The organism is Paludibaculum fermentans, from assembly GCF_051172195.1.
GTDB classification, from domain to species: Bacteria; Acidobacteriota; Terriglobia; order Bryobacterales; family Bryobacteraceae; genus Paludibaculum; species Paludibaculum fermentans_A.
This window is the reverse complement of record NZ_JBPJAQ010000001.1, coordinates 345,513-364,550: the sequence shown is the minus strand read 5'-3', so window position 1 is coordinate 364,550 and position 19,038 is coordinate 345,513. Positions and strand designations below refer to the sequence as shown.

The following is a 19,038-nucleotide window of genomic DNA, read 5'->3' as shown; positions in this document are numbered from 1 at the left end:
TCGTATCAGGTCCAAATGGACCGCGCCCGCGTCAATCCATCACCGCGGCCGCCCGGGAAGGAATCGGCGCACCTCGGCTCGCCGTTGCGCGAGCGGGAACGAGCATCCAGCGAAGTCCCGCAAGCCGCGAGAATACAGCCGTCTGCTAGAATGGCAGTCCGTTGTACATGCCTGACAGGGATCTCACCATACTGCTGCGCGAATGGGGTGGCGGCAGCCAATCGGCCGGGGAAACGCTCTTCCCCTTGATTTACCAGGAACTGCGGCAGTTGGCCCGCTATCACAGCAACGCCGGCCGCCGGAATACAGTGGAACCCACGGCCCTCGTCCACGAAGCGTTTCTGGCACTGCTCAAGGACACCAGAACCGACTGGCGCGACCGCACTCAGTTCTACGCCTTCGCGGGTGTTGTGATGAGGCGCATTGTCGTGGACGCCGCGCGTCGAAGGAACGCCGTTAAGCGCGGTGGCGGCGCCGGGAAAATCGAATTCGACGACGCACTGCAGGTACAGGCAGGCGCGATGGACTTTGAGGCGTTGGACGAGGCGCTGACGCGACTGGCAGTGCTCGACGCACAGCAGGCGCGCATCGTCGAACTGCGCTTCTTCGCCGGTCTCACGGTGGAGGAGACGGCCGAACATCTCGGCGTGTCACCTCGCACCGTGAACCGCGAATGGGGCATGGCCAAGGTCTGGCTCGCAGGTCAGTTGCGCGCGGAGATTTGATCCTTCCTCCGGAACCGGGCGCGCCACGCTCCACCCAGGGCGCCGGCCAGCAGCATCAGGCTCCACGTCGCGGGCTCGGGCACCGCGGCCGGGGAGGCGGTCATCAGATTCGGTCCAAACCAACCCTGGTTGATTCCACCGCTGGTGGCATCCGGCATGAAGAACGAAACGGCGCCCGCTCGCGCCCGCGCACCTTCCCAACCGGCCCCGCTCATGAACGTCGTGGCCGAGTTTCCACGGAAAGCGTCCATCGCCGCAGCCTGGTTGTAGTAGCCGAGTACATAGGAGCCCGCCGCCAGGTCGAAGGGCGACGCGACATTGGTGAACAGCCAGCGGCCGGCAGTGGCGGCGGAGGAGACTACCTGGCTGGAGTTGTCCACCGTCGCCGAGCCCAATAGCGTACCACCCAGCGTGAACACGCCCACTGAATGAGCGCCGGCCAGGCCGTTCGCGCCCTCATCCCACAATCCCAGCGAACCCACTTTGATCGACTGCGTAAGGCTGAAGCGGAGACCCCAGTTGCCGCTGAACCCCGCGAAGGACGATCCGCTCCCTGAGGAGTTGATGTCGTACAGCATGGCCCCAAAGCCCGGCGCCGCGCCCATTGCCAGCACCGCCAAAACAAGCAGCGGCCTGCTCCACGCAGTCGTCACCCGCAGCCGGGCGGCGCGATATTTGATATTGCTCAATTGCATCTTTGACCTTTACCTTCGGTTCTCTTGATGGAAGATTAAACGCAGCCCGGACTACACCGGCCGGGCGGTTCAACAGGACTCTCGAAATCCGCGCCGGAACTGCGCCAAAAAAGAGCTCAAAAGTCTGGTGGCCAGCGGTATGTGCGTACTGGTACTGGAGTTACGAGGATAACCGCGATCCGCAAATAGCACCGGAAATGACACGCCGGCAATAGCCTGATGCCTCGGCGGCTGCTAAGATGATGGGCATTCGTTTTTCCTCGCATGCCGTTGGATGGGGTCAATTCACACCGCTGGAAGAGTATTCGCGACGTGGCCGGCCGGCTGTTGGACGAGTCCGAAGGGGCCTGGGCCGACATCCTGGATGAGCAGTGCGGTGAAGATGCGAAACTGCGCGAGGCCGTGCTGCACGTCGCCAGGAACTACTCCGACTCGGTCGATCTGTTCGGCAACGAACCCATGTTGGGACGGCACACCCGGCCACACCTGCCAGAGCGCATCGGCCCCTACCGCATCGTGCGGGAAATTGGCAGCGGCGGCATGGGCTGCGTCTATCTCGCCCATCGCGATGATCAGTCGTATTACAAGCAAGTCGCCATCAAACTCATCCCCCAACTCGGCGGCAGGAGCCGGCAGCGGCTGTTCCAGCGCGAGCGGCAGATTCTGGCCCTGCTCGAGCATCCGCACATCACCCGTCTTCTGGACGGCGGCGAGGCGGGCGACGGCAGCCAGTATCTCGTTATGGAGTACGTCGACGGCATCCCGCTAACCGACTATGCGGAAGGCCGGCCCGTCAGGGATATCCTGGCCGTGTTCCTGGACATCTGCGCAGCGATCCAATATGCGCATCAGAACATGGTGGTCCACCGTGACCTCAAGCCCTCCAACATCCTCGTGACTCGCGACGGCGAGGTGAAAGTGCTCGACTTCGGCATCGCCCGCTTGTTGGAGCACGGGCCTGGTCTCGATACCGCTGAGGGTGGCGCAACGCATGCCGTGATGACCCCTGCCTATGCCAGCCCCGAACAACTGGCGGGCCAGCCGGCGAATGCCTTGAGCGACATTTACTCGCTGGGCGTAGTGCTGCACCGCCTGCTGACAGGCCATTTGCCGCAGGCCGGCCGTCCCGCGCCCAGCCACTGGGTGCCCGCCTTGAGCGGTGATCTTGACAGCATCGTGCTCAAAGCGCTGGAAGTGAATCCGGCCCACCGCTACACGTCGGTGGAACAGTTCGCCCTCGACATTGAGCGGCACCTGCGGCGTGAACCCGTCGAGGCCCGCCAAGGTACCGCCTGGTACCGCGTCTGGCGGTTTGCCCAGCGGCGCTCCTGGGCGCTGGCCATGGCGAGCGTGCTGCTGGCCGTCCTCGGCGCAGGCGGCGCGGCGACTCTTTCTCAGAAGCAGTTGGCGGAGCGTCGCTTCGAACAGATGAAGGGCTACGCGCGGTCCACCATGTTCGAGTATCAGGAACGCTTGACCGCCATGCCCGGCTCCACCGCCCTCCGCGCGAAGATGGCCAGCGACGCCGTCCAGTACCTCGATCAGATCGCGGCCGGCGCCGGCGGCGACGAGGCGCTGCGCCGCGAGACCGCCCTCGCTTACCGCAGAGTCGGGGAGGTCCAAGGCTACGGGCGTGTGGCGAACCTCGGTGATCAGAGCAGCGCTGTCGTCAATCTGCGTAAATCGGTGGCGCTCCTCGAAGACTTGCTCTCACGGAACCCCACGGATCCGTCCCTCCGCGTAGAGCTGTCCAGTTCCCTGGAGCGCCTCGCGAATGCCCTTTCCCTCTCGGGCAGGAATGGGCAGGCGCGCCTGCAGGCCCAGCGGGCGATCGCGCTGCTCGACGGCCTCGATCCTGGCATCGCCGCACTGGCCGCGTCCGCGGTCTGGCGTGGGCTGTCCGAAATCGAGGAACGGTGCGGCCGGGACCAGCGGTCGATCGAGGCCGCCCGGCGTGCCGTGGAGAGCATCGGCCGCTCGGCTGTCCGGCACGGCAACGAGTGGCGCGAAGAGCAGGCCCTGGCCCTGGGCCGCCTGGCACGCGCCATCACCCTCGGCCTCGGCCCCAACGCCGAAGCATTGGCCTCGGCGCAGGCCGCGCTGCAGTTGTATTCGGGTGGCCTGCAGGCCTGCGGGCCCGATCGAGCCTGCCGGCTGGGCTACCTCACCGCCCTCGAACAGGTCGGCCTCGTTCACAACTTTGCGGGCCGCGACCAGCAGTCCATCCCCCTCTACCAGCACCTGGAGCAGGAAACCGCCGCCTTGATCCGCGGCGATCCAAACGACCGCCAGCTCTTGCGCATCCTCAGGTCCGCGCAGATGGCCCAGGGCACCAGCTATCAGGCCTTGGAACAGACCGGGCAGTCGCTGCGGAAGCTGCGCGATTCCATCCGCACGGCCGAGCGCATCGTGGAGACCGATCCGGCGCACCCCGAGGCCGCCTGTTCCGCCATCCATGCCCACGCCAAGTATGCGGAGGTGCTGGTCTTGAGCACCGGACGCGTGGCCGAGGCATCAGCACATCTCAGGACGGCGCTACGCCTCTCGGACACCAGTTCTTCCGACAGCCTGGCTTGTCTCGATTACCGCAAGGTGGCCGTCATCAATCTGGCGCGCGTCGCGGAGCGGTCCGGCGATTGGGCTGCGGGGTTGGAATGGCGCCGCGAGACCGTGCGCACCGCCGCCCGGTATGCGGCACTCACGCCGGGAGAACCACTCGGGCTGGTCATCGAAGCCGGCGCGAACTTTGAACTGGGTCTGGGCGGCCTGGCCGCGGCGGAACATGGCGACGGCATCGCGCGGCTTCGTGAGGCGCGGCAGGCCCTGGGGCACGCAAGTCAAATCTATGCGAAGTTGCAGGCGCTAGGGGAACCTCTGAAGAACCAGTATCAGGGCTGGCCGCAGCGCACAGCGGCACTTCTCTCGGCCGTGGAGGAACGTCTGCGGCGGAGCGGGATTTCCTGACACCTGCTACGCATCTCCAAGCCAAGCTCGTTTATGTTACCGTTCTCTTCAATCGAATGAGCGAAACCAACCAATGCGCATCGTGCGCTGCACACGTGAGCGGCAGTTATTGCTCTAACTGTGGAGAGGAGATCCTCCATGACGGAGCCCTCGGAGTCGGTCACCTGGCTCACGATTTCCTGCACGAGTTCACTCATCTCGACGGCAAGATCTGGCGCACACTGCGCGCCCTGCTACTCCAGCCAGGCCGGCTGACCGCCGAATATTGGGCCGGCCGCCGCGGCCTGTGGATCCGCCCCCTGCGCCTCTACCTCGTCATCTCCGCCCTCCAACTTCTCTTAGCCCCCAGTTCGTCCGGACCCATGGGCCTCAGGGTCTTTGTCGGACGCGACAGCAGCGGCGGGCCGCAGTACAACGTCGGCTCTTCTCCTCCACAATCCACAACGGCCTTGGTCGATGAGCATGTCCAGAAGAAGATCCAATCTGTATACCTGTGGATTCGCTATTTCAGCCTGCTCCTGTTCGCGGCCGCCAGCCTCGGCCTCTACCGCAAACGCCAGCCTTATCTCGGCGCGCATCTCATCTTCGGCCTCCACTACTACAGCTTCGACTACGTCCTCAGTGGAGCCTTGACCCGCCTGCCCGGAGCAGCGGCAGCAACGCTAATTCTCACCATCGGGTTTGGATACCTGTTCCTATCCCTCCGCCGCCTCTTCGGTGACGGCTTCTGGAAGACCCTCGCCAAATCCTGGCTCCTCTTCTGCGCCATCGGAATCGCGGAAGCGCTCATGGTGGTAGCGTCACTCCTCCTGGCGCTCCGGCTGGGCTAACTCGGCACAGGGCAGCCAGTGCGGGTCCGGTTGCCCCCGTCGTTGATTTCCAATCGGTGGAGCTTCCTTCGTGCTCCTTGTTCCTCTGCCGGCGACCCCGATTTGCGAATCGGTCAACCGCCGAATGCCGGCGTAGCCAGGCACCCATTCAATATGTGAGCGATGCGATGGCCTCTTCTGGCAATCCAGGAAATCCACCGGCCGCACCAGATTCAGCAGGTCCATCATCGCCGCCTGCAGGAAAATTCATAAAGATTCAGCAGGTAAGACCACCGAACGAGCGATCATTCATTGCCTCGGGGTATATTAGTTCTTCGGTCATCCCCGTCCTCTCGGCCGATTGAAACATACCTATTCCTGTGGGGGGATTTTGTCTAATCGCTGTCAATACCCGGCGGCGCTTTCCGCGCTCGTCTCCGGCTCCGCCTGGATTTTATTCCTATTGCTGCTCGGTTGGACCCCCTGCCGGGCCCAAACTACCCCACTCATCTGTACCGCCTCCGCTGGGCTGCCCTACCCGATCCACCAGTCGGAAATCGCTGCTGCGGCCAGCGACGTGATCATTACCTGCTCGGGTGGGACGCCAACTCTCGTCGGCGCACCTGTCCCCAAGGTCGATCTCCAGCTCTATTTCAATACGGATGTGACAATGCGTACCGCCGGACCACTGGCGGAAGCGTTGCTGCTGGTGGACGATCCGGCGCCCGCCAGCCAGTTGCCTTGTCTGGTCGACCCGCTCGTCTGCGATTGGACAGGCGGGACCAAAAACGCCAACGTCTACCAGGGCAGAGTCCTCGACCGGAATGCCCTCGCCTTCCAGGGAATCCCCCTGGATCCGCCCGGAGACGGCAAGACGCGAAAGTTCCGGATCACCAATATCCGGGTCGATGCCTCGGTGCTGGGGCCTCTCAAACCGGGGAGCTACGCGGTACGCGCCGCCATCTCGATGAGCGGGGCGGGTACGCTGGCCACTACCCTCGACGTGGGTGTGCCAGGGGTCGTTTTCACCACAGCCGTCTCCGACACCACCGGGTCGGCGGCCCTCGATAAGACGACCGGCCTTCCGGTTTCCAACTGCACGAGCAGTTCCATGCGGCCTCTGGCGACGCTGAGGTTTCAATCGAGCGCGAATGGCGCCTTCCGGACGCGAACCATCGCACCGTATGTGAATACCGAAACCGCCCCAGCACCCGCCGCACAGAATGTGCCAGGTACCGCCTATGGAACCCAGTCGCTCTTCTACGCGCCAGCTTTACCGGCGGTGAACAAACTGAATGTCGCGGGCCTGGCGGATTTCGGCACTCGCCTGCAGGCCACCTTCTCCGGATTGCCGGAAGGTGTGACCCTCTACGTCTCGACAGTGCCGGTGACCTTCTCAGGCGGAGTCCCCTCCCCGAACGGAGCAGGGCAATTCCAGGCACGGCTCGTGGCTTCGGAACAGGGGGCGTTTGCGCCGGTGCCCGTGGCGGCCACCATCAGCGGCATTCCGTCCGCCGCGCTCTCCGTCAACCAGGGCTCGGCCGTTGCCGTCTGGGAAGTCCTTTCCACAAACGGATTGGCGGGCGAAACGCCGCAGTTTCCGATGTGGATTTCTTATCCCGGCAACGGTTCGTCCAGAGGCATGGCGACGGTACGCCTGCATCTGGGCCCGGTGTCCGGCGTCCATTCGTCGCATGATACGGCGCCCATCCCCAGGTTTGCTGACGAAGGGACCGAAGTGCCCCTCTTCACCCTGCAGGAAGGCTGTCCCACGGGACCCTATCGGGTCGGCTCGCTGATCGGGATGGGGACTCTCTTCGAAGTGGACGGAATTAAATACAACGCACCTGCGTACTTCAACTGGCAACCCGGCAGCACCCACACTCTCAACGCGATTCTTCAACAGCCGTCCCCCGACGGCACCAGTCGCACGGGTGTGACCTGGAGTGATGGCGGCGCGCCTGCCCACACGATCGTCGCACCGGCCACTCCCACCCAGTACTCGGCGCTGTTCAACACGCAATACCGCTTGGATCTGGCGGCCATCCCTTCAATCGGTGGCGCCATCCAGGCCACGCCCGCCTCACCGGACGGCTACTATTCCGCTGGTGCGAATACGAATGTGCAACTCCAGGCCGTGCCGAACCCCGGTTACACCTTCCTCGGTTTCGAGGGTGACCTGACGGGCACTCAGAATCCGCGGACCCTCAACATATCCAAGGCCTATAACGTAACCGCGAAATTTACGAAGACCGGCAGGGCGCCCGTCATGGTCGGCGTCACGCCAACTTTCACGTCTGGACCGTCCACAACCCTCAAGGCCACCTTCCAGGCCGCCCAAAGCTACAAGTCGATCCTGTTTGCGCAGGCACTCGTGGCCGTGTCTCCTGATGGGGGCGGCCAACCCTTCTGCTTCGTCCACTACGACGCGGTAGGCGCGGCGTTCTGGCTCTATTCCGACATCTACGGCTTCTTCATGGGGCCTGTCAAACCCGGCGTGGCCTCCACTCACCTGGGCGGATCAGACTGCGTGCTGAATACCGCCAACTCCAGCGTCCTGGCAGGCGGGCAATCACTGGAGCTCACGCTGCAGCTATCCTCCAAAGTGGCCGGTGACCGGAATGTGTATTTGCGTGCGATGGAAACCGATTCCTCCGATACAGGCTGGATCCGGCGCGGCGCCTGGAGCCAGTGGGCGCAATTGCCGGCAAATATGAATGTCACTCCCGATTTCGGCAACCGGTCGATCGAGGGATTCTCTTTGTCCTTTTCCGAGCGGGCCGGGTTTCTGGGCTTCAACAAAGGGTGGACCCAGTTCCTGATCGCTTCCGACAGCACAGGCGGCGGACAACCCTTCTGCTTCGTCCACTTCGACAGGGCAGGCCAGCAACTGTGGATGTACTCCTCCGATGTGGGCTTCTTCCTCGGCCCGGTGGCGCCGGGCGTGTCTTCCACCACGCTCGACAGTTCAGCCTGCATGCTGGATACGCGATACAGCACGTCGCAAACTCAGTCCGGCGCCTCGTTCCTCTGGCTGCCCATCACTATGAAGCCGCCCATGAGCGGCCCCAAGAGACTATACCTGCGAACCCTGGACGCGTTAGGCATCGACTCCGGTTGGAATCAGGTTGGTTCCTACCAGGTTCCATAACTCAGGGCCTGCCAGTATTGCCTTCATAGCCCGGCCTTTGTGGGGTGGCATTTATGCTGCTCGCGGCTTGAGCCGCGCCTCGTCGCAACTCCGAAAACTGCGGCGCTATCCCTGCGCGAACCCTGAGTGCGCCTTCTCGATCCGGCGCCGCCCGCCCTGTTCAGCCAAACAGTTCTTCCAGGGACGGGAACGCGCCATAGGACCGAACGCTACTTCGTTTTGGGCCGCTTCTCCAGAGTGTCCAGTTCCTTCTCAAGTTCGTCGAGTTGCCGGTCCGACACCGCGCGCTTTCGGCGGCTCGACGGCAGGTAGTACAGACACCCACAATAGAGGAAGAAAACCCCGGCTATAGCCACAAGGCCACGACGCCAAAGGGCGATGGCGACGCCCGAGGGATCCCGCCCATACAGGGCCAGCGAAATCAGGCCGATTCCGCAGGCTATCCAAAACAAACGCAATAGCGTTTCCCGAATGCTCGCGCTCGCCGTTCGCTGTACGGCCATCCATCACATTGTAATTGGGACGCTGGATCTCGGAACAAGGGACGGGAGTGTTCATGGCCTCAGGCGCCTGGTTCACCATTCCCACGCTGGATTAATATGTACGCAAACGTACATTGCGCTCCAGTCGCTCCAATATTCCGCAAGTAAGACCACAGAACCAACGCGCATTCGCACAATAGGAGTATATTAGTCCTTCGGTCATCCCCGCCTTGTCGGATGAGTGAAAGTTATCTATTCCTGTGGGGGGAATGTGTCTGGTCAGTTTCGATACCCAGTGGCGTTTTCTGCGCTCGCCTCCGGCTCCGTCTGGATTTTATCTCTATTTCTGCTGAGTTGGACTCCCTGCCAGGCCCAGGCTACCCCACCCACCTGTTCCGCCTCCGCTGGGCGGCCCGGCCCGATCCATAAGATAGATACCCTGGCTGCGGCCGGCGATGCGGTGCTCTTCCCCGGCCCAGTGCCGCCGGGCGTGTCTTCCAACACGCTCGATAGTTCAGCCTGCATGCTGGATCCGCGATACAGCACATCACAAACTCAGTCCGGCGTATCGTTCCTCTGGCTGCCCATCACCGTGAAGCCGCCCATGAGCGGCCCAGAAGTTATTCATGCGAACGCTCGACGCATAAGGCATCGACTCCGGCTGGAATCAGGTGGGGACTTACCCGGTTCCATAACTTACGGAGGTTTCTCCGTCCCAGAAAAGGCACTTCATGTACATAAGATTCTCCGGGAAAGTCAGCGTTTGGAGCTGCGTTCTGGCGGGGTTGCTAGTTCTCCTGGCAACGCCGGCATTCGCTCAGTTCCCTCCGCTTCAATGTTCTGCCAACGCATCCGCCGTGCCCGCCGCGCGATCGACCGAGATGACAGCCCGGACCGCCGACATCCTGGTCACCTGCTCAGGCGGCAACCCGACCACGGCCGGGTTACCCGTGCCGGTCGTCGACTTCCAGATCTTCTTCACCACGTACTACACGGGTCGCATTACAGGCGTGCTCACTGAGTCTCTGCTGCTGATTGGCGAACCGTCGGCGGCCAATCTGGTTCCTTGTACCACCGACGTCAGTCTGTGCGGTTGGACGGCGGGTGTGAGCGGCCCGAATGTCTATCAAGGGAAGCTTCTAGGCGCGAACGCAATTACGTTCCAGGGCATCCCGTTCGATCCCCCTGGCTCCGGACCGGTCCGCGTCTTCCGCTTCACGAATATCCGGGTCGACGCTTCCTATATCGGTGTTTCCAGCACAATGATCCCCAACTCGATCAATGCAACCGTCAACATGACGAACAGCTTGCCGCTGACGCTGTTGACTGGCCAGTTGACCATCGGGTACGTCCAGAAGGCTGTCAACACGGCCGTCATGAATTCGACGGCGGATACCGTGTTGCCCGCCTCCATGGGCGTCCAGTTACCCAACTGTGTTTCCGCCTCGAAGCAGCGCTTCGCCACGCTGAGGTTCAGCAAGAACTTCGGAACCGCACTGCTGCCGCGATCGGGAGCGGCGTTCATCGATACCTCGACGTCGCCCACGCCCACAGCCCAGAACACTCCGGGCTCGATCTATAACTCAGAGAGCGGATTCTACACTCCGAACTTCCCCGCGGCGAACAACCTGAACAAGGCCGGCTTGGCCGATTTCGGCAGCCGGCTCCAGGCTGCCTTTTCCAATCTTCCTGCCGGGACGACGCTCTATGTCGCCACGGTGCCGGTGACTTTCACGAATGGTGTGCCGGCTCCGAATACCGGAACTCAGTTGCAGGCGCGGCTCATCACGTCGGCCAGTGGCGCCTTCGCGCCCGTCACAGCCACTGAGATCCTCGACGGCATTCCCGCCGCCGCCATCCCCATTACGCAGGGCAACGCCGTGGCCGTCTGGGAGGTTCTCCAGAACAACCCTGGAGCGATGGACAATGCCGTCTTCCCGCTGTGGATCTCCTATCCCGCCAATACGGTTGGACTCGGGACAGCCTCAGTCAACCTGCAACTGGTGCCCCTCTCTACGCTGAACAGGTCAAGCGAAACAGCCCCGGTGCCCCGCTTCGCGGACGTTTTCAGCGGCTACCAACTGCTGTCAATCCGCAATATGTGCCCTGGAGCGGACTACGTCGTCACCACCTATCCCGCTGGCCTGTCCGTCACCGTGGACGGACAGGCCTACACCGCCCCTCATTCATTCAGTTGGCAGCCCAAATCAACCCACACCCTCGGCGTGACCACCCCACAGTTCTCCAGCTCTACAGTTCGGCAGAGCTTCCTTGGGTGGAGCGATGCTGGTACGGCCACGCACACCATCACTGTGCCCGAGTTCCCCGACGTCTTTACCGCCGAATTCAAGACCGAGTATCAACTTTCACTGAACGCCTCCCCTCAGGCAGGCGGGACCATAGCGGTACTGCCGACATCAGTGGATGGGTTTTACGCTCCAAACACCGTGGTCACGGTGACGGGCACGCCAGCCTCAGGTTATACCTTCGCCGGCTTCACAGGTAGCTACACGACAACTTCCAATCCGTCTAGCTTCTCCATGACGAACCCGCGGAACCTGCAGGCCAATTTCGTCACCTCGAGTGCCGGCGTCAGTGTCGGCGCGGTGTCCCCGGCCTCTGGTACAGGCAGTACGCAGACCTTCACAGCGCTCTTTGGTGGAACCCAGGGATCCGGTTCCTTGACGTGGGTCCAGATGCTCATCGCCTCAGCCGCGGACGGAGGCGGCCAGCCCTTCTGCCTCGTTCACTACGACGCGCACGCCAATACTTTCTGGGTCTACTCGGACGTGGATGGCTTCTTCCACGGACCCGTCGCCGCGCATGCCCCCTCGGGCACACTACAGGGCTCCACCTGTGCCCTCGACACCTTTAATTCGTCAGCCAGCGTACTCGGCAGCCATTTGGTGGTCGATTTCCGGCTGGTGTTCAAGTCTTCGGCCCCCCGCAACGTCTACCTGCGCGCCTACGACGACAGCGGCGCGGATACGGGGACGGTGCAACGCGGAGTCTGGACCATGCAACCACTGGCCGCGCCCACGCTGTCCGTCACGCCCGCCTCCGGTAACTCGTCCACTCCACTCTTCCAGGCGAAGTTCGCTTCGGATGCCTACGGGAATCAGGGCTCCCTGCCGCTCGGGTGGCAGCAGTTCCTGGTTGCGGCCGACCCCACTGGCGGCGGGCAGCCCTTCTGTTTCGTGCACTACGACCGGGCCGGCGGCGCTTTCTGGATGTACTCCTCGGACGTCGGGTTCTTCCTGGGACCGGTCGCGCCGGGTACGGCTTCGAATGTGTTGGACAGCAGCGCGTGCTCAGTGAATACCGCGGCCGCCGTGGCCGGCATCGCCGCGGACTTCAGCTCCAACCTGGCCCTGCCCCTGACGCTGAAGGCGCCCATGTCGGGCGCGAAGAAGATATACATGCGGACCATGGATCCCCTGCAGCGGGATTCGGGCTGGCAGCAAGTGGGGACTTATCAGGTGCCATAGTGAGACCGGCCGGGGCGCCTGCGTCAAAGGCCGCCCCGGCTCAATGCCCGTTCGAAACCGCCGCTCTAATTCACGCTGTGGCGGAGGTGGCACCCAGGCCTGCACCTGCCCGCAACCGGGGAATTGGCGGCACTGAGGCGCATGTTCCATCTCACCCGGGAATCGCGAAAGGTGGAGCGCGTGTGGTCGCGGACGATTGACGGCGACGGCCGCCGGGTGATGAAGGAGCCATGGCAGTACGGGACTCAGTCCTCCTCGCTGAAAACGGATACCACGACCCAGGGAACCTGGCGCGGCGTCTATGGCGCGCATGGACATAACTTGGCGGGCTCTGGCGTAAACACGCCGGCGTATGCGACTGTAACGATGGCGGGTCAAACATTGACGACCTGGAGCGCATCCACTAGTGACATTCGCGCGCTGGAAGTGCCAACGGGTGGTGGCCGTATCGCCGCGGCCTGGACATCCACCAGCAGCATTACCATCGATATCCAGATCACTGACAAACGATTGCACCAACTCGCACTCTACGTGGTGGACTGGGCCAATTCCGGCAGTCTGCAGACCGTGGCGATTTCGAACTACGAGTCTGGCGCCGTTCTGGGAACGAAGTCGCTGAGTCAGTTCGGTGGGGGCCTGTATACCGTATGGTCCGTTGGCGGCCACGTGAAAGTGACATTGACCGCACAAGGCGGAACCACGGCGATGCTCAGCGGCATCTTCTGGGACGCGATCCCAGGCAATGAGACCTATGTCTACGATGCCACTGGCCGGTTGGCGGCCGAGTACGGGTCGGTGGCAACAACCCCAGGTGTGTCGTACCTCGCGACAGACCATCTGGGCTCCACTCGACATGTACTGAACGGCGGCGTTGCAAAACGGTATGACTACTGGCCATTCGGCGAAGAGATGCTGGCGGGCACCGGTGGGCGCCAGGCAACCGAATACAACTCGTCTGTGCCAACAGTTGGTCAGCCTGACCAAGCAACCGGAATGAAATTCACCGGCAAAGAACCGGATAGCGAAACGGGCCTCGATTATTTCGGTGCGAGGTACTTCTCGGGAGCGCAGGGGAGGTTTACGACGCCGGATCCTCTAATGGCTAGTGCAAGGGCAAGCAACTCGCAGACTTGGAATCGATACGCATATGCCCTAAACAATCCTCTGCGATACGTTGACCCCGATGGTATGGACGTCCCGCAATCCTGCGCCGACGACGAGAAATGCAAAATCAAGGTCAAAGTGAACATCATCTATGACACGCGGGCGAACAAGGGCAAGGGATTGACTCCTGCGCAAAAGGAGAAGGCGCAGAAGGAGCAGAAGAGAATTGAAGCGACACTCCGGAAGGCCAACGTCCAGGTTGAGCGTACCGAAACTCCTGGGGCGGTTACAGCTTCAGGTGCGATCAGCGGTTCTCAGGACGATGCATTGAATATTTTTGTCTCAGACCAGAAGCTCCCTAGTGGGGTAGCAGGGGTTTCTGGCACTGTTGCTGGAGTTGCTACAACTCAGTTCGATATCAATGCAATCAGCACCGACACGTGGCTAACGTCTGTTCCGCCCTTCAGTTTCACATCGTGGACGCCCACATGGGTTCACGAGTACGGCGAACAACTTCTCCACGTGGGCCAGGAGAGTAGTTTCCTTTCGAACTTTTTAGGGGATGCACATGTTGACCGCCTGATGCAGGGGCTTGTCGTCTCGGCGCCGGGTTACGCGGGTGCCGCGAGGAGCACTCTGGAGAACAAGCGCTACGCCGTGCCGTTAACCCCCGAGGCGAACAAGCCACGCCAGTGACGAGGAGAAATGCGGACCTTTGTTCAATGCGGGTTCTTGACACTAATCGGACTTGATCTTGTGATCCTCGCTAGGCTGACTCTTTGGCCACCGACCCAAGCAGTGCGAAGAGGATCGAGTTGGGTTCTAGAGCGAGTACCGGTGAGCGGGAATGACTACACCATCTTGGCCATCATCTTCTGCGCCACTATGATATTCGGTTTCCTCTATTTTCGGCATCGACGGCGCAAGTGCTGAGTGATCGGCGGCGGTTAGTTCGGGGCGCAAGACGGGGGACAGTCTGAACTGCAACAAATCTGATGATGACGTCGGCACCATTCTCGGAAGGGGGACAGCCTGAAGTGCACCTTCTCACAAACCACAGAAAATGAAAGGGTTACTGCCCCCAGTCCCCTCACCATCTGGCGCTGGACCGCCCGCAGTCACGCAATCCGCCAGCCCTCTTCCCAGTCAGCAACGCGTTTGGATGCCGTAAACATACCAGGCCTCACCAGTCCCACCCGTCGCTCGCAACGTACTCCGGAGTCCACATTCAATCCATCGAAGTTGCCCGGGAAGTCTCCTTGATAAGGGATCGCGCCAAGAAATTGCAGCAGTCTCGGCCACCATTTCGACTGTGCGTAAACGGTAGCTTCCGGAGTGCCGCCAAACCACGCAACTGCAAGCCACCAGCCCGCCCCGTGGCCCGCCCGGCCCGAAACACCCATCCGCCCACCCCACTTCTCCCCCAATTCCCACATTAAGCTTTGTTCAGTCACAGGCGCCGAAAATCTCTATTTCCTTTCCTTGCAATACCAGCCTCCCCAAAACGCCCCTTTCCCCTTGACCCCACCAGCTACAGTGGAATCGCGCCGGCACCAATGCCGGCAATTTTCGTTTATAGGGAGATTTGTATTATGGCGACCGCAGCTCAGATCAGCGCCAACCAGGCGAACGCCAAGAAGTCCACCGGCCCCGTCACCATCGACGGCAAGAGCCGTTCTGCCCAGAACGCCCGCAGCCACGGCTTCACCGCCCAGCACCTCAACATCACGCCCGAGGACCGTGCCGCATTCACAGCCCTCGAAGCCGCCCTCCGCCTCGACACCCGCCCAGCGAACAGCCTCGAAGAAGAGATCTTCCACCGCATCCTCACCCACACCTGGAACCTGCGCCGCATCGAATCCTTCGAATGCATCATCCTCGCCGAAACGGACCCATTGGCGGAAACCAACACCCACGACGGCCAGCTCGAACGCTACGCCCGCTACCGCCGCGACCTCGAACGCGGCCTCTATCGTGCGATCAAAGAGCTCGGCAAACTCCAAACGGAACGGGCCGCCCTCGGCCAACAGCACCCCGATGTCGTCAAAGGCATCCGGGAAAACGTGCCCTTGGCCGAAGTCACCCGCCTGACCAAAAACACTGAGGAACTCTTCTTCTATGAAGGCTATGGCCGCCCCCGCCGCGCCCTCGAACACCTCACCACCGGCATCGATTCCAACCACCCCGACAATCAGGACCCCATCGCCGATCTCCAGCCCATCCGCGTTCCACGAAGCGAAGCCAACCTGGTCGGCCCGGACGGACTGCCCAACTTCAACTACGACGTCGCGGGCCTCTAAACACCACGTCCAGGCAAAGCCGCCGCGCGTCGACGAGACGAAGCCATTGACGGCCTCCTCCGCCGTTCGCGCCCCAAGCGGGTGACCCCTCCGCTACTGCTCTTTGAAAATTAAACCCAGAATCCATCCCGGGTGCGGACCGGCTCTCCACGTCCACGCGACCACTGCCTGGCCTCGTCCCGGAAGAGCCCGTCTGTTGAGCCTGACGCCGGATTATCGGCCGCGCCGCACAAGGCCGCTCACATCGCGCACCGCTCCGCGGGCGGCGCTGGTCGTCATCGCGGCATAGGCCTGCAGCGCGGCCGAGACCGTGCGTTGCCGCTCCGCGGGCTTCCACGCCTCCGGCCCCTTCGCTTCCATGGCGGCCCGGCGGCGGTTCAGTTCTTCCTCGTCAACCGCCAGGCGAATCGACCGCTGGGGAATATCGATTTCAATCCGATCGTTCTCCTCCACCAGCGCCAGCAGGCCGCCCTCCGCCGATTCCGGCGACACGTGCCCGATCGACAGACCCGAAGTCCCGCCGGAGAAACGGCCGTCCGTAATCAGCGCGCACTTCTTCCCCAGGCCCTTCGATTTCAGGTAGCTCGTCGGATACAGCATCTCCTGCATGCCCGGCCCGCCTCGGGGGCCCTCATACCGGATCACCACCACGTCACCAGCTCCGACCCGGTCAGCGAGAATGCCCTCCACCGCGTCGTCCTGGCTCTCGAAGAGGCGCGCCGGCCCGGAAAAGACTAGGTTGGACGCATCCACTCCGGCCGTCTTCACGATACAGCCGTCTTCGGCCAGGTTGCCGTACAGGACCGCCAGCCCGCCATCCTGGCTGAAGGCGTGTTCGACGTCGCGCACGGCCCCTTGTTGGCGGTCCAGGTCCAGATGGTCATAGCGCGCTTCCTGGCTGAACGCCCGCGTGGTGCGGACGCCGCCGGGCGCCGCGCGGTAGAACCGCTCCACCTCCGGGTCCTGGTTGCGCCGGACGTCCCAGCGCTCGATGGCGTCACCCAGCGTGGGCGCATGCACGGTGTAGGCATTCCGTTGGATCAGCCCACGCCGTTCGAGCTCCCCCAGAATGCCGACGATCCCGCCGGCGCGATGCACGTCCTCCACATGAACGTTCGCCGACGACGGAGCCACCTTGCATAGATGCGGCACGCGGCGCGACAGCCGGTCGATATCCGCCATCGTGAACGGTACGCCCGCCTCCTGCGCCGCGGCCAGCAGGTGCAGCACTGTATTGGTCGAGCCGCCCATCGCGATGTCGAGCGTCATCGCGTTCTCGAATGCAGCAATCGTGGCGATTTCGCGCGGCAGCACGGAACGGTCGTCCCGCTCGTAGTAGCGCCGTGCCAGTTCCACAATCGTGCCGCCTGCCTGGCGGAACAGTTTCTCCCGATCGGCGTGGGTGGCCACCAGCGTTCCATTCCCCGGCAGCGCCAGCCCGAGCGACTCCATCAGGCAGTTCATCGAATTTGCGGTGAACATCCCCGAGCACGACCCGCACGTCGGACACGCCGAGCGCTCTATCTCCACCGTCGCCTCGTCGCTGACGGCCGGATCCGCCGCGGCCACCATGGCGTCGATCAGGTCGATCGACCGCACCATGTCACCCTGCCGCACCTTGCCCGCCTCCATCGGCCCGCCGGAAACGAAGATCGACGGGATGTTCAGCCGCATCGAGGCCATCAGCATGCCGGGCGTGATCTTGTCGCAATTCGAGATGCAGACCAGGGCGTCGGCGCAATGGGCGTTCACCATGTACTCGACACTGTCGGCGATTAGTTCCCGAGACGGCAGGCTGTACAGCATTCCGCTGTGCCCCATGGCGATGCCATCGTCCACGGCGATGGTGTTGAACTCCTTCGCAACCCCGCCCGCCCGTTCGATCTCGCCGGCAACCAGGAGCCCGAGGTCTCTCAGGTGAACATGACCCGGAACAAACTCGGTGAAGGAATTCGCGATGGCGATAATCGGCTTTCCAAAATCGTCATCCTTCATTCCGGTTGCGCGCCACAGACTGCGAGCCCCGGCCATATTCCGGCCGTGTGTAGTGGTTCGTGAGCGATAAGCAGGCATTCTCTTTCACTGTACGCGCTCAGGCCCGCCTCGGGCTAGGACTGCCGGTTCCACGCTCCCACCAGTCTCACCCCTCGAAGTAGAACTCGCCCCCGGCCACGATCTCCGCTGGACCCACCATCCGCAACACGTCCCCCTCCGCTCGGAACTCCAGCGGTCCGGCCAGCGTCTTCACCGTCACCGGACTCTCCACCAACCCCCGAGCCATCGCCGCCGACACCGCGCCAGTCGACCCCGTTCCGCTCGACATCGTGAAGCCCGCCCCGCGCTCATAAAACCGCACATCCAGCGTATGCCGGTCTTCCACCTTCACGAAGCTCACGTTCGTTCGCTTGGGAAACTGCGGATGCCACTCAATCTCCGCGCCCAGGGCCTTCCAGTCGAACTCGAAGTCATTCACAAACAACGCACACTGCGGATTCCTCACCCAGAGGATCGTGCACTCACGCACACCGTCCTTGCACAGCAACTGGAACCGCAAATGGCCTTCCTCGATCACCGCCGTGCCCATGTTCATCTCGAAGATGAACTTCAGCCCGTCGCGCTCCAGCAGCCGTAGTTCCTTCTCCCCAGCCCCCGTCGCAATGACGACATCCTCGCCCACCAGGCCCGCATCCACCAGGAACGCCGCCGCGCAGCGCGTGCCATAGCCAGAGATTTCCGCCGCACTCCCGTCGGAATTCAACAGCCGGATCGCCGCCGGACGCCCAGAAAAGGGGACAAGAAAAGGGGACAGCCTGGCGTGTGCCTTTTAGTAAGTGGCTGAAAATAAAAGATTTACTGCCCCTGTCCCCCTTGCCATCTGCCGCTGGACCCCCCGCAGTCCCGTAGTCCGCCAGCCCTCTTCTCAGCCAGCAACTCGTTTGGATACCATGACTTGCCGGTCCTCACCAGCCCCACCCGTCGCCCGTAACGTACTCGGTAGTGCGCATTCAATCTATCGGAATTGCCGCTGGGACGGGTCGCGATCCCGCCGGTAGGTGAGACCCGCCATTCAAAGCCGGAAATGTCAAAGGACGCCGTCATCCACCCCAACAGCAGCAACCACCCCGTTTGCGTATCCGAGTCGTAGACTAACCCCGCCTCCTTCAGCCGATTCGTTGCCGCATCCACAGTCAGAGTGGGGATGGGGGACAGGCTGCCCCCTCTCCAATTACCACTGCCAAGGAGCACTGAGGGCGAAGCGATGAGTGTGAATCGACGGCGTTCGACTTTTCCGCGATAGGGTTGCGGTTAGGTGGTTGGTG

General features: G+C 62.5%; 10 protein-coding genes and 1 pseudogene. 7 read left to right on the top strand and 4 right to left on the bottom strand.

Translation table 11 applies throughout. The features are described 5' to 3' along the window. Positions 1 to 167: 167 nt before the first annotated feature. Positions 168 to 725: an ECF-type sigma factor gene (locus ACR9Y2_RS01465; RefSeq protein ID WP_435039244.1), complete on the top strand. Its 558-nt coding sequence runs from the start codon at positions 168 to 170 to the stop codon at positions 723 to 725. Here ACR9Y2_RS01465 and ACR9Y2_RS01460 read toward each other — a convergent pair. Then, positions 704 to 1,414, bottom strand: a complete 711-nt coding sequence (locus ACR9Y2_RS01460; RefSeq protein ID WP_435039243.1) for a PEP-CTERM sorting domain-containing protein — start codon at positions 1,412 to 1,414, stop codon at positions 704 to 706. The genes ACR9Y2_RS01465 and ACR9Y2_RS01460 overlap by 22 nt on opposite strands. Positions 1,415 to 1,684: 270 nt before the next feature. On the opposite strand from ACR9Y2_RS01460, the gene ACR9Y2_RS01455 reads away from it, so the two are divergent. The 3 genes from ACR9Y2_RS01455 to ACR9Y2_RS01445 all read left to right on the top strand — a co-directional run bounded on the left by ACR9Y2_RS01455 (position 1,685) and on the right by ACR9Y2_RS01445 (position 8,344). Further along, entirely contained in the window at positions 1,685 to 4,384 is a 2,700-nt protein-coding gene (locus ACR9Y2_RS01455) for a serine/threonine-protein kinase (RefSeq protein WP_435039242.1), read from the top strand. A gap of 95 nt (positions 4,385 to 4,479) precedes the next feature. Continuing rightward, positions 4,480 to 5,214, top strand: coding sequence for a DUF3667 domain-containing protein (locus tag ACR9Y2_RS01450; RefSeq protein ID WP_435039241.1), 735 nt, complete (start codon positions 4,480 to 4,482; stop codon positions 5,212 to 5,214). A 370-nt stretch (positions 5,215 to 5,584) separates the two neighbouring features. Further along, complete coding sequence (locus ACR9Y2_RS01445; protein ID WP_435039240.1) at positions 5,585 to 8,344, top strand: InlB B-repeat-containing protein; 2,760 nt, start codon at positions 5,585 to 5,587, stop codon at positions 8,342 to 8,344. Between the two features lie 209 nt (positions 8,345 to 8,553). Here the strand turns inward: ACR9Y2_RS01445 and ACR9Y2_RS01440 are convergent, their stop codons facing one another. Further along, positions 8,554 to 8,802: a hypothetical protein gene (locus tag ACR9Y2_RS01440; RefSeq protein WP_435039239.1), complete on the bottom strand. Its 249-nt coding sequence runs from the start codon at positions 8,800 to 8,802 to the stop codon at positions 8,554 to 8,556. A gap of 755 nt (positions 8,803 to 9,557) precedes the next feature. Between ACR9Y2_RS01440 and ACR9Y2_RS01435 the strand changes: the two are divergent. The 3 genes and pseudogenes from ACR9Y2_RS01435 to ACR9Y2_RS01425 form a co-directional block, all read left to right on the top strand. Then, positions 9,558 to 11,390, top strand: a pseudogene (locus ACR9Y2_RS01435) (InlB B-repeat-containing protein); the annotation flags it as partial. 1,065 nt (positions 11,391 to 12,455) lie between these two features. Continuing rightward, the gene (locus ACR9Y2_RS01430) at positions 12,456 to 14,114 is read left to right on the top strand and encodes an RHS repeat-associated core domain-containing protein (protein WP_435039238.1); all 1,659 of its coding nucleotides are present in this window, start codon (positions 12,456 to 12,458) and stop codon (positions 14,112 to 14,114) included. A gap of 896 nt (positions 14,115 to 15,010) precedes the next feature. Next, positions 15,011 to 15,718 (top strand): hypothetical protein, encoded by a 708-nt coding sequence (locus tag ACR9Y2_RS01425; RefSeq protein WP_435039237.1) that lies wholly within the window; start codon positions 15,011 to 15,013, stop codon positions 15,716 to 15,718. A gap of 213 nt (positions 15,719 to 15,931) precedes the next feature. On the opposite strand, the gene ilvD is transcribed toward ACR9Y2_RS01425, so the two are convergent. Both ilvD and dapF read right to left on the bottom strand, forming a co-directional pair. Further along, complete coding sequence (gene ilvD, locus ACR9Y2_RS01420; RefSeq protein ID WP_435039236.1) at positions 15,932 to 17,791, bottom strand: dihydroxy-acid dehydratase; 1,860 nt, start codon at positions 17,789 to 17,791, stop codon at positions 15,932 to 15,934. Between the two features lie 67 nt (positions 17,792 to 17,858). Then, on the bottom strand, positions 17,859 to 18,479 hold the full coding sequence (gene dapF / locus ACR9Y2_RS01415; protein ID WP_435044809.1) for a diaminopimelate epimerase: 621 nt from the start codon (positions 18,477 to 18,479) through the stop codon (positions 17,859 to 17,861). Positions 18,480 to 19,038 lie beyond the last annotated feature (559 nt).

What these genes read in the sequence shown, in the direction of transcription:
- ACR9Y2_RS01465 (WP_435039244.1), top strand. Translation starts at nt 168, where the DNA reads ATGCCTGACAGGGATCTCACCATACTGCTGCGCGAATGGGGTGGCGGC.
- ACR9Y2_RS01455 (WP_435039242.1), top strand. Translation starts at nt 1,685, where the DNA reads ATGCCGTTGGATGGGGTCAATTCACACCGCTGGAAGAGTATTCGCGAC.
- ACR9Y2_RS01430 (WP_435039238.1), top strand. Translation starts at nt 12,456, where the DNA reads ATGTTCCATCTCACCCGGGAATCGCGAAAGGTGGAGCGCGTGTGGTCG.
- ACR9Y2_RS01425 (WP_435039237.1), top strand. Translation starts at nt 15,011, where the DNA reads ATGGCGACCGCAGCTCAGATCAGCGCCAACCAGGCGAACGCCAAGAAG.
- ilvD (WP_435039236.1), bottom strand. Translation starts at nt 17,791, where the DNA reads ATGCCTGCTTATCGCTCACGAACCACTACACACGGCCGGAATATGGCC.